This is a genomic window from Echinicola jeungdonensis (assembly GCF_030409905.1).
GTDB lineage: Bacteria > Bacteroidota > Bacteroidia > Cytophagales > Cyclobacteriaceae > Echinicola > Echinicola jeungdonensis.
Genome location: NZ_JAUFQT010000001.1, coordinates 2,653,649 through 2,673,304 on the forward strand (window position 1 = coordinate 2,653,649; position 19,656 = coordinate 2,673,304).

Consider the following 19,656-nt stretch of genomic DNA (forward strand, 5'->3'; position numbering starts at 1 on the left):
TTAGTTACAAATGTTTTTCAAAAACTGGGTGATCAGTCTAACCCCAAATCCAGTGCCTCCCGCAGGTTTATAAGTTTCTCCTGTTTTAAGGAAGGATGGACCTGCAATGTCAATATGGATCCAATCGTAATTTATAAAATGTTCCAAAAATTTACCAGCGGTAATTGCGCCGCCGGTTGCCCCTCCCAGGTTGGTGATGTCGGCAATTTCAGATTTAAGTTGATCCCCATATTCATCCCATAAGGGGAATTCCAGTAATCTTTCAAAAACCTCCTGGCCGGCTCTTTTAAGGTAACTTTTGTCTTCTTCATAGGCTTTGGCCATCATTACTGCACCTTCTTTTCCCAGGGCTCCTGCAGCGGCACCGGTTAAAGTAGCCAAGTCAATGACTAGTTTGGGATCGTATTTTTGGGCATAAATCAAAGCATCGGCAAGAATCAGCCTTCCTTCAGCATCTGTATTTAATATTTCGACAGATTTTCCATTGGCAAAGGTAATCACATCACCCGGAGTAACGGCATTAAATCCAGGGCGATTGTCCGTGGCAGGAATTAAACCAATTACTTCCACAGGTAAATCTAATTTGGCTGCGGCACAGATGGCACCGATGACAGCAGCAGCGCCTGCCATGTCTGCTTTCATGAAGTCCATAGAATTTAGTGTAGGTTTGAGGCTTAGACCTCCGGTATCATATACTACACCTTTGCCGACCAAAACTATAGGCTTTTTGAATCTTTGCCTTTTAGGTTTGTGTTTCAAAATGGTAAATGTAGGAGGGATTTCACTACCAGCATTTACCGCCAGAAGTCCAGCCATTCTTAGGGAGGCTATCTGGCTTTCATCCAAGGTTTCGGTAGTGAAACCGTAGGTCTTTCCCAGCCTTTCTATTTCCAAACCTAACCTAATCGCATCCAAAAAAATCACCGGTTCATTGACAAGGTTCCTTGCTTCAAAGGTGGCCAGGGTGCTTGCCAATAGCGATTCAATTTGGTGTTCTTCGGTAATGTCAGTGATTACTTCCAGGGTGTCCGGAACTTGTTTTTTCTTGGATTTATATTTAGAAAAGGAGTAAGAACTTAAAATTAAGCCTTCCAGGAAAGCTAGAAGCAACCTTTCGGATTTGCCATAAAAGAATACTTGTGGGCTGGAGAAATCCGAAAGGAATTTCCAGCTGGAAGCACCGGCTTTACGGGAATATTCCAATTGATAGGAAGCATCTTTCTTTTGAATAGGCCGGACGAACAAAAGCTGAAGCTTTTCATTTGTCCAAAAAACTTGCTGTTTATTCAGTTTAAATAGCCTTTGGTTTATAAAATTTTGCTGTTCTTTATCTAATGGTAGTTGAGACACCTCATCCTCACCGGAAAGAAAAACTACTCCATTTTTCAAAGGAATATTTCCGGGAGAGTGTAGTAATCTTATGGAGGTTAACATATATTGTCTTAATTTTGAATGGCAATTTACTATAAATTTTATCATTGAACTAAGGATGGAAAAGGTCAGACCAAAAAAGCACCTGGGGCAACATTTTCTCACAGATCTAAGCATAGCAGAGAAAATTGCTGCTTCGGTGACTGGGCATCAGGGAGTTCGCAAAGTTTTGGAGATTGGGCCTGGAATGGGAGTGTTGACTGATTTCCTTATCAAAGGAGGATGGGATTTGAAATTGATAGATATTGATAAAGAATCCATAGCTTATCTCCATAAAAAGTATCCTGAACTTTCTGAAAATATTATTGAGGCCGATTTTTTAAGATATGATCTTGGGAAGATCATGGGAGGGGATTATATCATTGCCGGCAACTTTCCCTACAACATCTCTTCCCAAATATTCTTTAAAGTATTAGAAAACAGGGACCAGGTATTGGAAGTGGTTTGCATGTTACAAAAAGAGGTTGCCAAAAGGATTGCTTCCCCAAAAGGAAATAAGGATTATGGCATACTGAGTGTGTTTTTGCAGGCCTATTTTGATATCGATTATTTATTTTCAGTTCCTCCCGGAGTATTTTCCCCACCACCCAAAGTGGACAGTGGTGTAATCAGATTGACCAGGAATGGGGTTGCAGTTTTGGATTGTGATGAAAAGTTGTTTTTTAGAGTAGTGAAGATGGGGTTTGGAACCAGAAGAAAAACGCTTCGCAATGCCTTGAAATCATTAAATCTTTCCGATGAATTAAAAAAAGACCCCGTTTTTGACAAAAGAGCCGAACAATTGAGTGTGTCGGAGTTTATTTCTCTCACCAATAAATTACAAGCGTCTTGGAAACAGTAAAAGTTTTTGAACTCTCCAAGGAATACCTGGAATCCCTCAGGGAGAGTATAGAGATAGAGGATAATAATTTCATCCAACAATCCCTCGATGGGGCCAATGAGGCGGATGTAGCCTCCCTTTTGGATGAATTGGATATTGAAGAGGCCTTGTACGTGCTCCGGGTTTTGGACCATGAGTTTGCTGCTGATGTGCTGATTGAACTGGATGAGGAAACCCAGTTTAAAGCAGTTCAGGAAATGGAATCAACTGAATTGGCATCCTTAATGGATCATATGGATTCCGATGATGCGGTGGACATCCTGAACCAATTGGTGTTAAAAGACCGGGAAGAAGTCATTAGCTACCTTCAAGAGAAAGAAAAATCTGCCCATATTCTTGATCTTCTGCGCTATGAGGAAGGTAGTGCTGGTGGATTGATGGCCAAAGAGCTTATCAAAGCCAATTTGAATTGGACCGTAATACAGACCATCGATGAAATCAGAAGGCAAGCGGAGAATGTTGAGAAAATCTACTCTATTTATGTGGTAGATAATAAAGAAAAGCTACTGGGCAGGGTAGGCCTTAAAAAGATCATTTTATCCTCCTCCCAAACTAGGATTGCGGATATATATGAAGGTGATATCGTGTCAGTTCCTACTTACATGGATGAGGAGGAGATTGCTGAGATCATGCGGAAATATGATCTGGAAGCCATACCCGTTGTTAATGCAAAAGATAAACTGGTAGGGAGGATTACAGTGGATGATATCCTGGATGTGATCCGTGAACAGACCGAAGAGGATATGCATGCCATGACCGGTATTACAGATGATGTGGAAGAGTCTGATTCCGTATTCCGGCTTTCCAAAGCAAGATTGCCCTGGTTGCTTATTGGAATAATAGGAGGTCTCTTGGGGGCGAAGATCATTGGAGTTTTTGAAGAAGGTCTTAATAAATACATTGCTTTGGCCAGCTTTATTCCCCTCATAACAGCCACCGGGGGAAATGTGGGTATTCAATCTTCTTCCCTGGTGGTACAAACACTTGCGGCGAAATCAATATTTGCAGAAAGCATTGGAAGGAGGTTTGCCAAAGTGCTTTTAGTGGCCATTCTCAATGGGTTGGTGTTAGGTTTTGTAGTGCTGTGCACCATAGTTTTTATTTATGGTTATGATGTGGGATTTGGGCTGGTAGTAGGCTTAGCCTTATTTAGTGTAGTATTACTTGCTTCCTTTATGGGGACCTTAACTCCCATCGTATTGGATAAAATAGGAATAAATCCTGCGATGGCCTCAGGACCCTTTATTACTACTGCAAATGATTTACTGGGTTTGGCCGTTTATTTCCTTGTGGCCATGATGCTTTTGAATCTTTGACTCCCAAATGAAGTTTTTTCTATCAAAAATTTTAATTTAACAATAAAAATCACCTGAACGGTTTTTCCAATGAAGGGTTGGAGGTTTTATATAAAGGTAATTGCCTAATGTGATTTTAAGGGCTGATAAGTGAGATTTTTATATAGTTGTAGGACGGGCCTTTGATTTCCAAAATAAGAGCTAAAATTATACACACATGAGGATATTGATTACGGATGTCATGCATGAAAGCATTGTTCCATTACTGGAAGCAGCCGGATACCAAGCAGATTATCAACCTGAAATTTCCCGAAAGGGCATTGAGGAAATAATTGGAGGTTATGAAGGGATTATCATCCGATCCAAAACAAATTTGGATGAGTCATTATTGGATAAGGCTGGCCGCTTGAAATTTATAGGCCGTGCCGGTGCAGGTTTGGATAAAGTTGACTTGGATTATGTACAAAAAAGAGGTGTTCAGCTTTTTCATGCCCCAGAAGGAAACCGGGATGCAGTTGGAGAGCAGGCTATTGGTATGTTGTTGTCTCTTTTTAACCATATCCCCAAAGCGGATGGAGAAGTAAGGAAGGGCATCTGGGACCGGGAAGGAAATAGAGGGGAAGAGCTATCCGGAAAGACAGTTGGAATTTTTGGATATGGAAATATGGGGCAAGCCCTTGCCAAAAAATTAAAAGGCTTTGGTGTTAAAGTGCTGGCTTATGACAAATATAAAATGAGCTATGGGGATGAATATGCCCAAGAAGCCAAGTTTGAACAAATCCAGCAAGAAGCCGACATTCTCAGCGTCCATGTGCCTCTTACTGCTGAAACCAAGGGATATTTTACCATGGATATTTTGGAAGGATTTAAAAAACCATTTTATCTGATCAATACTGCCAGGGGAAAGGTGGTTTCAATGGCTGTTTTGAATCAAGCCTTGGGTCGGGGAATCCTGAAAGGAGCCGTCCTGGATGTATTGGAAAATGAAAAGCTCCATACTTTTACTGCGGATGAAAAGGATAATTTCCAAGAGTTGATAGCAAGATCCAATGTGATTTTTAGTCCACATGTTGCGGGTTGGACTTTTCAATCCTATGAAAAAATCAACAAGGTGTTGGTTGGAAAAATTAAAGCCAGGTTCCCCGGGTGAACTTTTTTAGGGGATTTATAATTGTATTATCGTTTCTAGATCATTATCTTTGCGTTAAACGAAGAAATAACAAGCAGAAATATGAAACGGTCTTCAGAATGGAGACCGTTCTTTTATTTTCCAAGCTTTAGAAAATAACTTGACTATGGGAAAAATACAGTATTACACAGAAGAAGGGCTTAAAAGGTTGAAAGAGGAGCTTCTGGAATTGAAGACCAAGGGAAGGCAAGACATTGCAAAGCAGATAGCAGAAGCACGTGACAAGGGCGATTTGAGTGAGAATGCAGAGTATGATGCTGCTAAGGATGCCCAAGGACTTTTGGAATTAAAAATCTCCAAACTGGAGGAGGTAGTGGGAAATGCCCGTGTATTGGATAATTCTAAGATGGACACCTCCAAGGTGGGGATTCTCAGTACCGTTAAGATAAAAAATGTAAAAAACGGTACAACTGTTGCCTATACTTTGGTTTCTGAGGAAGAAGCTGATTTGAAATCCAATAAAATATCTTTGGGTTCCCCATTTGGAAAAGGTCTATTAGGAAAGAAAGTTGGGGAGATTGCCCAAATCAAAGCCCCGGCAGGAGTGATAGAATTTGAAATATTAGAGATTAACTATTAATTCTTTAGAATCCCGATGGTAATCCATTCGGGATTTTTTATTTTTATCCCATGGCAAGCATATTTACTAAAATCATCAATCGAGAAATTCCCGGCCATATTGTTGCCGAGGATGACAATTTTATCGCTTTTTTGGATATCATGCCTTTGGTAAAAGGTCATGTTTTGGTGGTCCCTAAAAAAGAGGTCGATTATATTTTTGACCTGGAAGATGACCATTTATCGGGACTCCATATTTTTGCCAAGAGAGTGGCCAAAGCCATTGATAAGACCATTTCCTGTACAAGAGTGGGAGTGGCAGTGATTGGTCTGGAAGTACCTCATGTTCACGTGCATTTGGTGCCCATGAACAGTATGGGAGATATTAATTTTAGCAGGCCCAAACTGAAATTAAGTGAGGAAGAATTGAAAAGTATCGCAGAAAAAATAAGTAATGCTGTGGAACTTTAATTGAAAAAATGTCAATGGATAAATGAAAAGCCTTTCCTGATTTCAGGAAAGGCTTTTTTCATTATTCGTTGGGGTAAGGGATATAAACAAAGTTGGTGAACCCCTCATCCACCACAAATAAACAGCAGAATTCATCAGGGTCTTTGTAAGCCTGTTTGAAATCCTCCAATCCATTTTCATCAATCAATTGCCTTTGGATAAATTCATCCAGGTAGGTAATATAATAATTCCAGTCAATAGCCAACTCCTGGTTGCCCATCAACAATTTTCCAATAGGTTGTTCTGTTTTACAAACCGGAAATATGGGGAATTGGGAGAATTTTCGGGACCGTACCTGATAGGATGCTTCCTTTAGGGTATCGGCTACTTTAATAAAATCCTTCGTAATGGTTCCCAAGTATTTTCCATTCAATTCTGGATCGTTGTCTTCTCTCATTATGAATTTAAAGTCAATAGTACAACATTTTCTACATGGTAGGTCTGGGGGAACATGTCCACTGGCTGAACTTTGTCCACTTGATATTTTTCCCCTAGCAAGGCCACGTCCCGGGCTTGTGTAGCTGGATTACAGCTCACATAGACTATTTTGGGAGCTTCCAATTTTAGCAGCATATTAACAACATCCTCATGCATGCCTGCCCTTGGGGGGTCGGTGATTATAACATCCGGTTGTTGATGCTTTTGGATAAAGTCATCATTTAGGATGTCCTTCATGTCTCCGGCGTAGAAGAGGGTGTTGTCCAATTTATTAATCTTGGAGTTAAGTTTGGCATCTTCGATAGCCTCTTCCACATATTCAATACCTATGACCTGTTTAGCTTTTTTGGCAACGAAATTTGCTATGGTTCCAGTTCCAGTATAAAGGTCATAAACGACTTCATCACCCTTCAGTTCTGCAAATTCCCGGGCTACTTTATACAGTTGGTATGCTTGCTCCGAATTGGTCTGATAAAAGGACTTAGGGCCTATCCTAAATTCTAAGTCTTCCATTCCCTCTATGATATAATCCCTTCCCTGGAATACATGGATGTCCTGGTCATGGAAGGTTTCATTTTTTTTGAGGTTGATGATATATAATAGAGAAGTGATATTAGGAAATGTGTCTGCCAGGAATTGCATTACCTTTTGAATTTCCTCCGGTTGATCTTCCCCAAATTGTACAATGACCATGATTTCCCCTGTGGAGCTGGTCCGGATGATTAGATTTCTTAACACTCCGTTCTGTTGGATCATATCAAAGAAGGAGATGTTATTTTTAAGGGCAAAATCCCTTAAGGCATTTCTGACATCATTGGACAAATTGCCCTGAAGATAGCAATGTTCAATATCAACAATTTTATCAAAACGCTTGGGGATATGAAATCCCAATGCATTTCGTTCAAAGGTTTCTCCTGAATCAATCTCCTCCCTAGTTAACCATCGGTTGTTGGAAAAGGTGAAATCCATTTTATTGCGGTAATACTGGGTTTCCTGAGAACCTATTATGGGCATTACCTCAGGAATTGGGGTTTTGGCAATTCTTTCAAATTGATCAATCACCTGTTGCCTTTTGTAAGAAAGTTGAAGGTCATAATTAATATGCTGCCATTTGCATCCCCCACATACTCCAAAATGCTTACAGAAGGGTTCCACCCTGTCTTTGGAGTACTCATGGATTTTGATGGCATCAGCCTCCATAAAGCTGCTTTTTGCCTTTCTTACCCTTACATCCACAACATCCCCAGGAGCCACTTGCTGTACAAATACCACCTTTCCATTATAGTGTGCTACACTCTTGCCCTCAGAGGCAATCCGCTCGATAGTAAGGTTTTCCAAAACCTTATTTTTCATCTTTCTCGACATAGGCTGCAAAATTAACAATATTATTTGGAACAGCGTTCTATCGTAAAATATCTTGTTTTTGATGTTTGATTTGGAGAATTGGGATCCATTGGAGAATTTAAATACGGTTGGTGGGTAATAAGTACAAGGTATTATGTGCAAGGATTTCTGAGCTGGCATATTAGAGAAGTTCAGCAAGCTGAGAGCGAACAAATCACTATAAATTATAAAATTCGGTTTTTGTTGGATCCAGGATACTTCTCGAATAATAGGTAGTAATCTCCAGTCTACAACCGCTCTGGTATTAGTCTGTTTGGTTAAAAGTTCAGGGGGAGATGTACAAGGGGGGTAATATTATTCCATAAAAAATCTAGTAACATACAACGCAATTCCTAATTTAATGGTAATCTTAGTTAGTGTTGGTTTTCTTACGAGGAAGGCAATTTCACTGAATTGATTATCTTTAGGATTAAAGAAGTAGTAAACATGATAATAAAGGACAAAGTAGTCATTGTTACAGGTGCCACTTCGGGTATCGGAGAGGCCTGTGCAATAGTTTTTGGTAGGGCAGGAGCTAAGGTTGCCATTACTGGGAGAAACCAGGATAAATTGGATAGAACCTTGTTGAATTTGCAAAAAGAAGGGATTGATTGCTTTGGAATAAAAGCCGATGCAGGAAAAGCGGAGGATAATAAAGCCATGGCTGAAGCTGTCCTGGGCCATTTTGGAAAGATTGATATTTTGATAAATAATGCGGGGATTTCCATGCGGGCTTTGTTTGAAGAATTGGAAATGGAAGTGTTTCATCAGGTGATGGATACCAATTTTTGGGGTACCGTGTATGCGACCAAATTTTGCCTACCTGAAATTTTGAAAAATAAGGGGACTATTGTAGGTGTATCCTCCATCAATGGGTACCGGGGTACACCAGCAAGAACTGCTTATACAGCCAGTAAATATGCTATGAACGGTTTCCTGGAAGCCTTAAGGACTGAAGTGATGAAGAGAGGGGTACATGTATTGGTGGCTTGTCCTGGTTTTACATCTTCTAATATCCGGCAAAATGCACTTACGGCCAATGGGAATGCACAGGGAGCCTCGCCCAGGGAAGAAGGAGAAATGATGTCTGCAGAAGATGTGGCTGAGCATATTTTGAAAGCAACCCGCAAGAAAAAAAGGGACTTGGTACTTACCAGGGAGGGAAAGCTAGCCGTTTTTTTAAACAAATGGATACCAGGCATCATGGACGGTATTGTATATAGGCATATGGCCAAAGAAAAAGATTCTCCCTTTAAGTAAGCGAAAATGATTAAAGATGTTTTTCAGGCATATCTAAACCGGCTGACGGATTTATCAACCAAAAACAGGGGAATTTATCTTCCCAAGTTGGTGGTGACACAAATGGTTGACCTGAAAGATTTTGAATTCCTCCAAGAAGAAAATGCATTTGCTTACATTCAAGATTTATTGGGTAGGAAAAAGCAATTTCCGCTTTTGGAGGTAAGTGATGCCCGTGATAAAAAAGTCAATCGGCTATCTAGCCGTCTGCAACGCCTGGGGCAACAGGTGAAGTTGGCTGAAGAGGAAACTGGGGAAAAGACACTTTTTGTGGCCTGGCCATTTGTGGAGGGAAAGTTGTTAAATGGACAGATAATCAGAGCTCCACTGATTTTTTTTCCGGTAAGACTATTGCGGGATGAGAATAATTGGTATTTAAAGAAGAAACCTGGTGATCATCCCTTTATCAATAAATCCTTCATGTTGGCCTATTCCCATTCCCTTGGTAAACCCTTTAATAAGGAGTGGATAGAAAATGCCCTGGAGGATTTTTCCAAAGACCCAACCCAATTCAGAACTGATCTTTACCACTATTTAAAGAAAGAGCTTACCCTAAATTTCACGCAGGAGCTTTTTGAGGATAAGGTGGATGAATTTACCGAGACCGAAAGGGTAAATAGTGAAAGGGACTGGAAAGAGGGGATTTTACAATTGAAGCCCTTTGCTATTTTGGGGCAATTTCCTCAAAAAAGCTCTTTTTTAATCAATGATTATGAGACATTGTTGGATAGGCATCAGGAACAGGGGTTAGAGAGTTTATTTGAAAATTGGTTTGAGGTAAAGGCGGAGGAATCTAAATCTTCCAGTGACGTATTGTTAAATACCTTTCCCGTGGATGCCAGCCAGGAAGAAGTATTGCAATCTGTAAAGTCAGGGGAATCCTGTGTGGTGGAAGGCCCACCGGGGACCGGAAAATCCCAATTGATCTGCAATTTGGTGACTGATTTCACTTCAAGAGGGAAAAAAGTCCTGGTGGTTTCCCAGAAAAGAGCTGCCCTTGATGTAGTAAAAGAAAGGTTAGGCTTACAGGGTTTTTCTGCATTTGTGGCACTTGTCCACGATTTTAGGGCAGATAGAAATGCACTTTTTAAACAGTTGGCCAGCCAGATCCAATCTCTGGAAAGCTATAAAGAACTAAACCGAAGTTTGGATGCCATCCAATTGGAAAGAAATTTTAGCAAAACCGTAAGTACCATTCAAAGTCATGCTGAATTTTTGGAGGAATACAGGCAAGCCTTGTACAACACAGAAGAATGTGGAGCCCCGATTAAAGAGCTTTATGTCAATTCCGCACTGAATGATGAACACCTTGACATGACCCAGTTTTACAAAAATTATCGCTGGGATATGTTAGATGAATTTTGCCGGGACTTCAGGGAATATTCAGTGTATTATAAAAAATATGAACAGGCAGATTCATTTTGGCTTCACAGGGTAGATTTTGGGGCATTTACTCCCAAAGCCATCCATCGATTCAAGGAAACTTTGACTGAGATAGGGGATCTTAAGGAAACAGCAGAAGAAATTTTGGGGGAATTGCTGGGGCAGGATTTTGAGTTCCCTTTGGTTTATCAAGCCTATGAACATAGGGAACGAATTGTTGAATTACAGCAATGGCTCCATCAGGAAGAAAATTTTGTGGTTCTAAAAGAGTTAATGGCTTACAAAAAAAATGAAATTGACCTGTTGTGGTTGGAAAATAAAGGGGAGATTGTAAAAAAATTACTTTCCGATGATGGAATAGAATGGACTATCCCTGATGGGGAAGTAGAAAAAGCCTTTGAAAAAGTAATCCGAATATTGGAAATCAAAGACTCTTGGTGGAAATCCCTTGCCCTAATTTGGAATAGAAAAGAGTTTGGGGAAGTAGGCATAATGCTGGAAAATAATGATTTGGAAAAAAATAAAGAAGGCTTACTTCACCTGAAAAATCGGTTGGAAAACCGTTTGAACCTCAATCATCAATATACCTTACTTGACAGGAAACCCTGGATCCATTTACCCAAGAAACCTTTTGACTTTGCGGAATTTAATCATTGCTTTCATGTGCTTATGGAAGCGGTGAAGGCCAGGTTAGTTTTGGATGATCTAGGGATGCTGGCAGCTTTTTTAATCCGATCCAAAACAAATTATGAACAGTTTCAAATGATTGTTCAGGAATTGATAGGAATTAATAATTTGATTCCATTTAAAATCCAAAATTGGCAAAATTATTTAAGTCAAGTCCAGATAAAGCATCTCTTAACTTCCCCGGATAACAAAAAATTAATGGCGGTAAAAGAGAGTCTTGTTCAGGATTTCAATGAAATTGTTGCACTTGACCGAATCAAAAAGAGGGTGAGAGGGGTGGACCTTGAGGTAATGAAAAAGCATATTGATTCCTATCCCGAAAAAACCTTTGATCGAGTTTGGGATATTTTTTTAGCAGGCTTAAAACTGAGCTGGATAGAACATATAGAGAAAAAGTACACTGTACTTCAACAGGTGAGCGTTGCCAAAGTGAAACATGTCCTTGAGGAATTGTCCTTTGCTGTGGATGAAAAAATAAGCCTTTCTAGGTATATAACGGAATTAAGATTGAGGGAAAAAACTTTTCAAAACCTTCAGTACAATAGGCTCAATAACTTGGTTACTTATAGGGAACTTACCCACCAGGTTACAAAAAAAAGGCGGGTTTGGACCGTTAAAAAATTAGTGGAACACTTTCAGGAAGAAATTTTTCGATTGATTCCATGCTGGATGGCCTCTCCCGAAACAGTCTCTGCTCTTTTTCCTCTGGACGATTATTTTGACCTTGTCATATTTGATGAATCTTCACAATGTTTTGCCGAACAAGGAGTACCTGCAATGCTCAGAGGGAAGCAAGTGGTTATAGCTGGAGACAGCCAGCAGTTACAACCTTTTGATTTATATAAAGTGAGGTTGGATGAGGAAGGGGAAGGGATGGCTCTGGAAGCTGAATCCCTTTTGGCTTTGGCTTCGGGTTATTTTAAGAAATATTCATTGGAAGGGCATTATCGAAGTAAATCACTTTCCCTGATTCATTTTTCCAACCAGCACTTTTATAATAATACCCTTAACATGCTTCCAGAAATGGAAGGATTGAATCATAGTAGAAATGTTTTTGAAAGGGTAAAAGTAGAAGGCGTATGGGAAAATCAAATGAATCAAGTGGAGGCTGAAGAGGTCTTGGACCAATTAAAAAATCATGTAAGGGCAACTCCTAATCTCTCATTTGGAGTGATTACTTTTAATTATTTCCAAATGATGCTGATTGTTGATTTGGTTTCTCAGGAAAGAAGTCTTTTTAATTCCAATATTAAAGTTAGGAATATCGAAAATGTTCAAGGTGATGAATTTGATATTGTGATTTTTTCTGTGGGGTATGCTCCTAACAAATCGGGAAAGTTTACTGCCAACTTTGGGTTATTATCCAAATCCGGAGGTGGCAACCGGTTGAATGTGGCTGTAACCAGATCAAGGAGGAAAATAATTTTGGTTACCAGTCTCAATTCAAGGGATTTTAAAATTAAACAACTGGCCAACCCTGGAGTGAAATTGCTAAAAGAGTATTTACAATATGTAGAAGACATTTCAGAAGGCAACCCGGTAAATATTGAAAAAGAAGAAGGGAAAGGATTTGCCAGTCACTGGAATTTAAAGGATAAACTTGTTGGTAAATTTGGTAACCATGAAGTAAGGGACAGCTCCCAGTCCAAAGTTATGGATTTGGAATTGTTGATCCAAGGGAAGTATCAGGGAGCCATATTGACGGACGACAACAGGTTGTTTTCTGCAAAAAGTGCCAAGGAAGCCTTTGTCTACCATCCTAAATTATTAAAGGAAAAGGGTTGGAATGTGGTTCAGGTTTTTAGCCGTCAGCACTGGATTGATCCGGAAGATTTATTGGAAACCAAGATTAAATCGATAAATGAAAATAAAATCAATTAAAAAGAGGCTGTAACTGTTTTATTGGAGATCAAACAATTATGTTTTGATATAAATATTGGAAAAAATAGTCTTTGAAGTAAACGTATTGGGAGATACTGTCCCTTGCTGTTATTACACTACAAGGAATTTAAATTGTTGTATCAAAATTCAAGTAGCAAGATGTTCTTGAATTTTGAAAAAAAAGATTAATATCTTCTGATTTTAGGATTAGTCTCTTTATTCTTACTGAGAATCAGATTGAAACAAAGGAGTGATGATCATCACTCCTTTGATATTTTAATGCCCACAGATTCAATACCATTCAGGGCTTCACTTCTCATATATTGCACAAACTGAACAGAGGCCTTATTCCCACCGGTCAATTTTTTTAAAGGCAAAGTGTCCACTTTGGTATAAGAATTACCAAAACCATCCCCCAAGGGTCGTCCTGACTTTTGATCAAATAATTGCAAATCCATTAGATCATTTTCCATCATATTACCTGTACTGTCCCTTAAAATATACCGAACATAAAGGTTATGGTAATCATAATTGTTATTGTATTTGACCCTGAGGATAGAAGCCACTTGGTAATCCTGGCTTAAACTTACCTCAAAGGATACGGTATCAGCAATATCCCAGGATTGGTTTTTCATTCCATGGTATTCTTCATAAACCCTATTGGTATCACAAGCCGAAATAAAAAACAGAATTAGGAATCCCCATGGATAAAGAAGGCCAAAACCAGGTTTATTCATTGGTCCGTCCTTTATTTTGATTGCCTCTGTTTCCCTTATTCTTGGGCGGGAATCGCCTTTTTCCTCCTTTGGGTCTTCTTCTGGACTTGTTTTCCGGGGAGTCTCCATTGGCCTTATTTCTTGGATTGGTTTGGTCTTTTTTATTATCCTTGTTTGGGCTTTTCCGATTTTTCCTTGGTGGACGCTCCTTAGAGGGGGCAGCTCCAGAAGTAGCCGTTTTCTCCCTGGAAGTTTTTGTTCCAGTATTGGATTGGGCTTTTGCCTTGGACTTTCTCCTTTTCTTCTTTTTGTTCCGGGTACTGAATTTCTTGTCCAATTGTTCCAGGTCAAAATTGGATTTGGATTTGTCCAACTCCCCTTCAATGATACTATCCATCTCCAGACTAAAGGGTTTTTCACCTTTTTCATTTAATTCGATGATTTCCTTTACCCTATCGCAATCAATGGAGTGCCAGTTGTTTTCATTATTATAGCTGAACCACATCAACTTCCTGAAAATGTCAGTTTTTTGAAGTTTTGCAGTTCCGGCTTCAGTTTGAAGGGGCTTTTCCACATTGGGAATGTCCTCCAAAGCCGCCATATAGGTGTCCAATTCGTAATTCAGACAGCATTTTAAGCGACCACATTGTCCAGATAATTTGCTGGGGTTCAGGGACAGGTTTTGGTACCTGGCAGCAGAGGTGCTAACACTTTTGAAATCATGAATCCAAGTTGCACAGCAAAGCTCTCGCCCGCAAACACCGATTCCGCCCAGCCGACCAGCTTCCTGTCTTAGGCTGATTTGCCTCATCTCCACACGGATTTTGAATTCCGAAGCCAGGATTTTAATCAGTTCCCTGAAATCTACCCTATCATCTGCCGAATAGTAGAAGGTGGCCTTGGAATTGTCGGCTTGATACTCCACATCTGACAATTTCATTTTTAGGCCCACCTCATCTATGATTTGTTTGGTCCTATACAAAGTGGGGACTTCCCTGTTTTTGGCTTCTTCCCACTTTTCCAGGTCTTTGGGATTTGCAACCCGATATATCCTTAGGATGTCATCATCATTTTTGATTTTCCGCTTTTGCATCTGGAGGCGAACCAATTCCCCTTGCAGGGAAACATAACCGATATGGTGTCCATTGGGTACATCCACCACTACGGGGTCCCCAGTGGTCAGTTGGAGATGGTCTACATTCCTAAAATAATCTTTACGTCCTCCTTTAAATTTTATCTCAACAACATCGAATTTATCAACGACTGGAATGCTCATATGGGAGAGCCAGTCAAAGGAATTCATTTTATTGCAATCGCTCGTTCCACAAGTGCCGTTGTTTTGGCAACCCCCTGAACCGGAGGTGGTTGAGCAGCTACTACATCCTGCCATACTTTAATCTATATTTTAGGGAGCCAAAGGCTCCTCGTCAAGTTGAATTATAGGTTATTTCCCATAATTCAGAATATCCTGGCCTATATCCTTTCTATAATATACGCCACTCCAGGATATTTCTTTGGTTCTCGCGTAAGCATTTGCCAATGCTTCGCCAATGTCTTTTCCTTTTCCGGTAATTCCCATTACCCGGCCTCCATTAGTAATCACTTCCTTAGCGTCATTAGTAGTGGTTCCGGCATGGAAAGTGATGCTGTTGCCGTTGTCAGCAAAATTCAGCCCCTCAATAGGATCTCCTTTGGGGTACTTTCCAGGGTAACCATCTGCCACCATTACTACCGTAGCGGTGACATAATCTTCTAGCTCCAATACGTATTGATCCAGCTTTTTGGTTCCCATGGCCTGTAATAAATCCACAAAATCACTTTTGATCCTTGGAAGTACTGCCTGGGTCTCAGGGTCACCCATTCTTACATTATATTCAATAACATAAGGTTCTCCTTTTACATTCATTAGGCCAATAAATAAAAAGCCCTTGTAATCGATATTTTCTCTTTCCAGGCCTTTAATGGTAGGTTGAACTACCTTCTCTTCCACCTTTTTCATAAATGCAGCATCAGCAAAAGGCACAGGGGTAACGGCCCCCATTCCCCCGGTGTTTAGGCCAGTATCTTTTTCACCTATCCTTTTGTAATCTTTGGCTTCAGGGAGGATTTTATAGCTTTTTCCATCGGTAGCCACGAAAACTGAAAGCTCAATGCCGGAAAGGTATTCTTCCACTACCACTTTACTGGAAGCCTCCCCAAATTTGCTTTCCAAAAGCATTTCCTTGAAAGAATCAAGGGCTTCCTCATGGCTTTGGCAAATCAATACCCCTTTTCCTGCTGCCAATCCATCCGCCTTAAGAACCACAGGAAGTGATTGTTTCTCTATAAAGCTAAGGCCTTCTTCGATATTTTCTGTGGTAAAGGTGCCAGAGGCAGCTGTTGGAATGCCATTCCTTTCCATAAATTGCTTGGAGAAATCCTTGCTTCCCTCCAAGGTGGCGCCCAGCTTTTGGGGGCCAATTACGGGGATTTGGCTTGTCTCTGGATCATTTGCAAAAAAATCGGCAATCCCTTTTACCAAAGGCTCTTCCGGTCCCACCACTATAAGGGCAATTTCTTTTTCAAGTACGAAATCTTTGATGGTCGGGAAATCATTGATCCCAAGGGATACATTTTCGGCAATTTCCGAGGTTCCTGCATTTCCTGGTGCTACATAAAGTTTACTGCATTTTGGGCTGTTTACAATTTTCCAGGCAAAAGCGTGTTCTCTGCCTCCGCTTCCTAATAATAATATGTTCATGAATTATTAATCTAACTAAATTTAATTGGCGTGATCTGAAATAAATTTGATGCGGTAAACCCTGATTTCTTCTTCTCCGAAATCTTCATCTTCTAATTCTTTTAATGCTTCTCTGATATTGTCAGTTTCGGCAGTCATGAAATAGTCATGAAGGGTGTCTTCCCGTTCTTCATCCATAATATTATGGATATAATAATTGATGTTTAACTTGGTGCCACTATAAATGATTTGCTCTATTTCCTGCAACAATTCGTTCATGCTGATGTTCAGGTTAGAAGCTATTTCATCCAGGTCAACCTTCCTATCCACTTGCTGAATGATGGAAATTTTTACTTTTGACCGAGTGCCAGCAGTCTTGACCACCACATCAGAGGCAGTGATGATATCATTTTCTTCAACGTAGTTTTCAATGAGTTTTAGGAAAGAAGAACCAAACTTGATTACTTTTCCCATACCCACTCCATTAATCTGGGCAAGTTCATCCCTGGAGGTGGGGTAAACGGTGGCCATTTCCTCAAGGGATGGATCCTGGAAAATGACATAAGGGGGGAGGTTTTTTGCTTTGGCAACCTTCTTTCTTTCGGCCTTGAGCAGTTCGAAGAGTTTTTCATCATATGCCTTATTAGCATTATTGATCTCCTCTACACCGTCACTCTCAATCATTCCCTCAAAATCATGGTCCTTACTTAGTGTAACAGAATAAGGTTTTTTCAAGTAAGAATCACTATCTGGGGAAAGCTTGATGACACCGTAATTTTCTATGTCTTTTTCCAGCAATTTATGGATCATAGCTTGCCGGATCACCATTTTCCAGTGCCTTTCATCGTTTTTCTCACCCTGACCAAAGACCGGAAGCTGATCATGTTGATAGCTTTCCATGTAGTCATTTTGCTCACCACGGATGACATTGACAATATGGTCCAGGTTAAATCTTTGGTTGGTCTCCTTAACTGCCTCGATGGCTATTTTAAGATGGTCTTTTCCATCGAAGGTGTCTTTTTTCTTTTTACAATTGTCACAGAATCCGCAGTCTTTGTCCAGGTTTTCACCAAAATAGTGAAGCAAAACCCTTCTTCGGCAAACGGAGCTTTCAGAATATGCCGCCATTTCTTGAAGTAGGACCTTGGCATTCTCCCTTTCATTGACAGGTTTGTCTTTGTTGAATTTTTCCAGTTTGACAATGTCCTCATACCGGTAAAACATCAGGCAATGACCATCCAATCCATCCCTTCCAGCTCTTCCAGTTTCCTGGTAGTAACCTTCAAGGGATTTGGGTACATCATAATGGATGACATAACGCACATCAGGTTTGTCAATGCCCATACCAAAGGCTATGGTAGCAACAATGACATCCACCTCCTCATTGAGGAAATTATCTTGGTTCTTAATCCTAACAGCAGATTCCAGCCCCGCATGGTAGGGTGCAGCATTGACCCCATTTACCTTCAGGAGGTGGGCAATTTCCTCAACTTTTTTCCTGCTGAGGCAATAGATGATTCCTGATTTACCCTTTTGGGATTTAATATACTTGATTAGCTGTTTTTTTGTGTCACTCTTTACCTTGGGCCGAACTTCGTAGAAAAGATTGGTCCTGTTAAAGGATGATTTAAAGACATCCGCACTTTCCATATTCAGGTTACGCTGGATATCCTGTTGAACCTTTGGGGTTGCGGTAGCTGTAAGAGCAATAATGGGAAGTTCAGGCCCTATTTGACCGATAATGCCTTTGATCCTCCGGTATTCCGGCCGGAAATCATGGCCCCATTCTGATATACAGTGGGCCTCGTCAATAGCAACAAAACTGATTGTAGCTTTTTTTAGGAATTCCACATTATCTTCCTTGGTAAGAGATTCCGGAGCCACGTACAGTAATTTGGTTTTGCCGGAGAGCACCTCCTTCTTCACCCTGTTGGTTTCTGTTTTGCTGAGGGTGGAATTTAAAAAATGGGCATTGATGCCAAAAGCATTCAATTGGTCCACCTGGTTTTTCATCAAAGCAATTAAGGGTGAAATCACAATGGCAGTCCCCTCTGAGGTAACTGCAGGGAGCTGATAACAAAGTGACTTTCCTGCCCCAGTAGGCATGATCACAAAGGTGTTGTTTCCTTTTAATATGTTATCAACAATGAGTTCTTGGTTTCCTCTGAATTGGCTGAAACCGAATATTTTCTTGAGGTTTTCTTTTACTTTTATTTCCACTCCATTCTTTCTTTTTAATGATGTGCCTCTCGCTTTTCATTAAACTTAAAGTAAATAATTTTACCTTTGTACAAATTTAATAATAACCGCGGTAAAATTGAATATAATAAAAAATATTAAGAGCAGTGCCATTAAAGTCCTAAAGACAGAAGCGCAAGCCCTTGAAAATCTGGCAGAATTGGTAGATGATGATTTTGAGGCCTGTGTAGCTAATATTTTGGAAACCAAAGGGAGAGTGGTCATTACCGGGGTTGGCAAGAGTGCTATCATAGCCAATAAAATTGTGGCCACTTTGAATTCCACAGGAACTCCTTCTTTGTTTATGCATGCTGCTGATGCAATTCATGGGGATTTGGGTATGATACAAAAAGAAGATTTTGTAATTTGCCTCTCTAAAAGTGGTAATACCCCTGAAGTAAAAGTCCTAGTACCTATGCTCAAGAAGATGGGGTCAAAGTTGGCCGCCCTGGTGAGCAATACAGATAGTTATTTGGCCAAACAAGCAGATTTTGTATTAAATGCCACCATCCAAGAGGAAGCGTGCCCCTTAAATTTAGCTCCTACAACCAGCACCACGGCACATTTGGCATTAGGCGATGCACTGGCGGTTTGTTTGTTGGAAGCAAGAGGGTTCGGGAGTCAGGATTTTGCAAGGTTCCATCCAGGAGGTTCCCTGGGAAAACAACTTTACCTGACGGTGGAGGATTTGGTGGCTAAAGATTTGGTCCCTGTGGTAAATCAGGAAGCTCCTTTGACCACAGTTATTTTGGAAATCAGTGGAAAACGATTGGGAGCCACTGCTGTCCTAAATGATGGGGGGAAGTTAACTGGAATTGTTACCGATGGGGATTTAAGAAGAATGTTGGAGCGCCATCCTGATTTGTCGGATATTACTGCCAAAGATATTATGACAAAAAACCCAAAAACCATTGATAAAAACGAATACGCTGTTAAGGCCCTTAATTTGATGAGGGAATTTAATATCACCCAATTAGTGGCTCTTGACGGAGAAAAGATTTTTGGGTTTATCCATATCCATGATTTAATGAAGGAAGGGATTGTTTAGA

General features: G+C 40.3%; 15 protein-coding genes. 8 read left to right on the plus strand and 7 right to left on the minus strand.

The genetic code is table 11. The features are described from left to right. Complete coding sequence (locus tag QWY93_RS11000; protein ID WP_290248294.1) at positions 1–1,434, minus strand: leucyl aminopeptidase family protein; 1,434 nt, start codon at positions 1,432–1,434, stop codon at positions 1–3. A gap of 55 nt (positions 1,435–1,489) precedes the next feature. Between QWY93_RS11000 and rsmA the strand changes: the two genes are divergently transcribed. The 5 genes from rsmA (at position 1,490) to QWY93_RS11025 (ending at position 5,824) form a co-directional block, all read left to right on the plus strand. After that, positions 1,490–2,272, plus strand: coding sequence for a 16S rRNA (adenine(1518)-N(6)/adenine(1519)-N(6))-dimethyltransferase RsmA (gene rsmA / locus QWY93_RS11005; RefSeq protein WP_290248295.1), 783 nt, complete (start codon positions 1,490–1,492; stop codon positions 2,270–2,272). Further along, complete coding sequence (mgtE, locus tag QWY93_RS11010) at positions 2,260–3,627, plus strand: magnesium transporter (protein ID WP_290248296.1); 1,368 nt, start codon at positions 2,260–2,262, stop codon at positions 3,625–3,627. Before rsmA ends, mgtE begins: the two co-directional genes overlap by 13 nt. A 196-nt stretch (positions 3,628–3,823) precedes the next feature. Continuing rightward, positions 3,824–4,756 (plus strand): NAD(P)-dependent oxidoreductase, encoded by a 933-nt coding sequence (locus QWY93_RS11015; RefSeq protein WP_290248297.1) that lies wholly within the window; start codon positions 3,824–3,826, stop codon positions 4,754–4,756. A 145-nt stretch (positions 4,757–4,901) separates the two neighbouring features. After that, positions 4,902–5,375 (plus strand): transcription elongation factor GreA, encoded by a 474-nt coding sequence (gene greA, locus QWY93_RS11020; RefSeq protein WP_290248298.1) that lies wholly within the window; start codon positions 4,902–4,904, stop codon positions 5,373–5,375. Positions 5,376–5,425: 50 nt separating this feature from the next. After that, positions 5,426–5,824, plus strand: a complete 399-nt coding sequence (locus tag QWY93_RS11025; protein WP_290248299.1) for an HIT family protein — start codon at positions 5,426–5,428, stop codon at positions 5,822–5,824. 61 nt (positions 5,825–5,885) lie between these two features. Here QWY93_RS11025 and QWY93_RS11030 read toward each other — a convergent pair whose 3' ends face one another. Both QWY93_RS11030 and rlmD read right to left on the minus strand, forming a co-directional pair. Further along, complete coding sequence (locus QWY93_RS11030; RefSeq protein ID WP_379945425.1) at positions 5,886–6,260, minus strand: hypothetical protein; 375 nt, start codon at positions 6,258–6,260, stop codon at positions 5,886–5,888. Further along, positions 6,260–7,666: a 23S rRNA (uracil(1939)-C(5))-methyltransferase RlmD gene (rlmD, locus tag QWY93_RS11035; RefSeq protein WP_290248300.1), complete on the minus strand. Its 1,407-nt coding sequence runs from the start codon at positions 7,664–7,666 to the stop codon at positions 6,260–6,262. Before rlmD ends, QWY93_RS11030 begins: the two co-directional genes overlap by 1 nt. A gap of 465 nt (positions 7,667–8,131) precedes the next feature. Between rlmD and QWY93_RS11040 the strand changes: the two genes are divergently transcribed. Then, positions 8,132–8,944 (plus strand): SDR family oxidoreductase, encoded by an 813-nt coding sequence (locus QWY93_RS11040; protein WP_290248301.1) that lies wholly within the window; start codon positions 8,132–8,134, stop codon positions 8,942–8,944. 6 nt (positions 8,945–8,950) lie between these two features. After that, positions 8,951–12,934: an AAA domain-containing protein gene (locus QWY93_RS11045; RefSeq protein WP_290248302.1), complete on the plus strand. Its 3,984-nt coding sequence runs from the start codon at positions 8,951–8,953 to the stop codon at positions 12,932–12,934. Between the two features lie 260 nt (positions 12,935–13,194). Here QWY93_RS11045 and QWY93_RS11050 read toward each other — a convergent pair whose 3' ends face one another. From QWY93_RS11050 to recQ, 4 genes are all read right to left on the minus strand, one after another. Beyond that, positions 13,195–13,671: a gliding motility lipoprotein GldH gene (locus QWY93_RS11050; protein WP_290248303.1), complete on the minus strand. Its 477-nt coding sequence runs from the start codon at positions 13,669–13,671 to the stop codon at positions 13,195–13,197. Further along, the gene (locus tag QWY93_RS11055; protein ID WP_435380196.1) at positions 13,664–14,953 is read right to left on the minus strand and encodes a PSP1 domain-containing protein; all 1,290 of its coding nucleotides are present in this window, start codon (positions 14,951–14,953) and stop codon (positions 13,664–13,666) included. Before QWY93_RS11055 ends, QWY93_RS11050 begins: the two co-directional genes overlap by 8 nt. Positions 14,954–15,094: 141 nt before the next feature. Beyond that, positions 15,095–16,390, minus strand: a complete 1,296-nt coding sequence (gene purD, locus QWY93_RS11060) for a phosphoribosylamine--glycine ligase (RefSeq protein WP_290248305.1) — start codon at positions 16,388–16,390, stop codon at positions 15,095–15,097. A 21-nt stretch (positions 16,391–16,411) separates the two neighbouring features. Further along, entirely contained in the window at positions 16,412–18,589 is a 2,178-nt protein-coding gene (gene recQ / locus QWY93_RS11065) for a DNA helicase RecQ (RefSeq protein WP_290248306.1), read from the minus strand. Between the two features lie 97 nt (positions 18,590–18,686). Here recQ and QWY93_RS11070 point away from each other — a divergent pair, with 97 nt between their 5' ends. Further along, positions 18,687–19,655 carry a KpsF/GutQ family sugar-phosphate isomerase gene (locus QWY93_RS11070; protein WP_290248307.1) on the plus strand — a complete coding sequence of 323 codons (969 nt, stop codon included), beginning with the start codon at positions 18,687–18,689 and terminating at the stop codon, positions 19,653–19,655. The last annotated feature ends 1 nt before the right edge of the window (position 19,656 follow it).

Bases quoted from the DNA above. Each gene is read 5' to 3' on its own strand.
- rlmD (WP_290248300.1), bottom strand. From the start codon at position 7,666: ATGTCGAGAAAGATGAAAAATAAGGTTTTGGAAAACCTTACTATCGAG.
- QWY93_RS11045 (WP_290248302.1), top strand. From the start codon at position 8,951: ATGATTAAAGATGTTTTTCAGGCATATCTAAACCGGCTGACGGATTTA.
- QWY93_RS11050 (WP_290248303.1), bottom strand. From the start codon at position 13,671: ATGAATAAACCTGGTTTTGGCCTTCTTTATCCATGGGGATTCCTAATT.
- QWY93_RS11015 (WP_290248297.1), top strand. From the start codon at position 3,824: ATGAGGATATTGATTACGGATGTCATGCATGAAAGCATTGTTCCATTA.
- QWY93_RS11025 (WP_290248299.1), top strand. From the start codon at position 5,426: ATGGCAAGCATATTTACTAAAATCATCAATCGAGAAATTCCCGGCCAT.
- QWY93_RS11030 (WP_379945425.1), bottom strand. From the start codon at position 6,260: ATGAGAGAAGACAACGATCCAGAATTGAATGGAAAATACTTGGGAACC.
- QWY93_RS11000 (WP_290248294.1), bottom strand. From the start codon at position 1,434: ATGTTAACCTCCATAAGATTACTACACTCTCCCGGAAATATTCCTTTG.
- purD (WP_290248305.1), bottom strand. From the start codon at position 16,390: ATGAACATATTATTATTAGGAAGCGGAGGCAGAGAACACGCTTTTGCC.
- greA (WP_290248298.1), top strand. From the start codon at position 4,902: ATGGGAAAAATACAGTATTACACAGAAGAAGGGCTTAAAAGGTTGAAA.
- QWY93_RS11055 (WP_435380196.1), bottom strand. From the start codon at position 14,953: ATGAATTCCTTTGACTGGCTCTCCCATATGAGCATTCCAGTCGTTGAT.
- rsmA (WP_290248295.1), top strand. From the start codon at position 1,490: ATGGAAAAGGTCAGACCAAAAAAGCACCTGGGGCAACATTTTCTCACA.
- QWY93_RS11040 (WP_290248301.1), top strand. From the start codon at position 8,132: ATGATAATAAAGGACAAAGTAGTCATTGTTACAGGTGCCACTTCGGGT.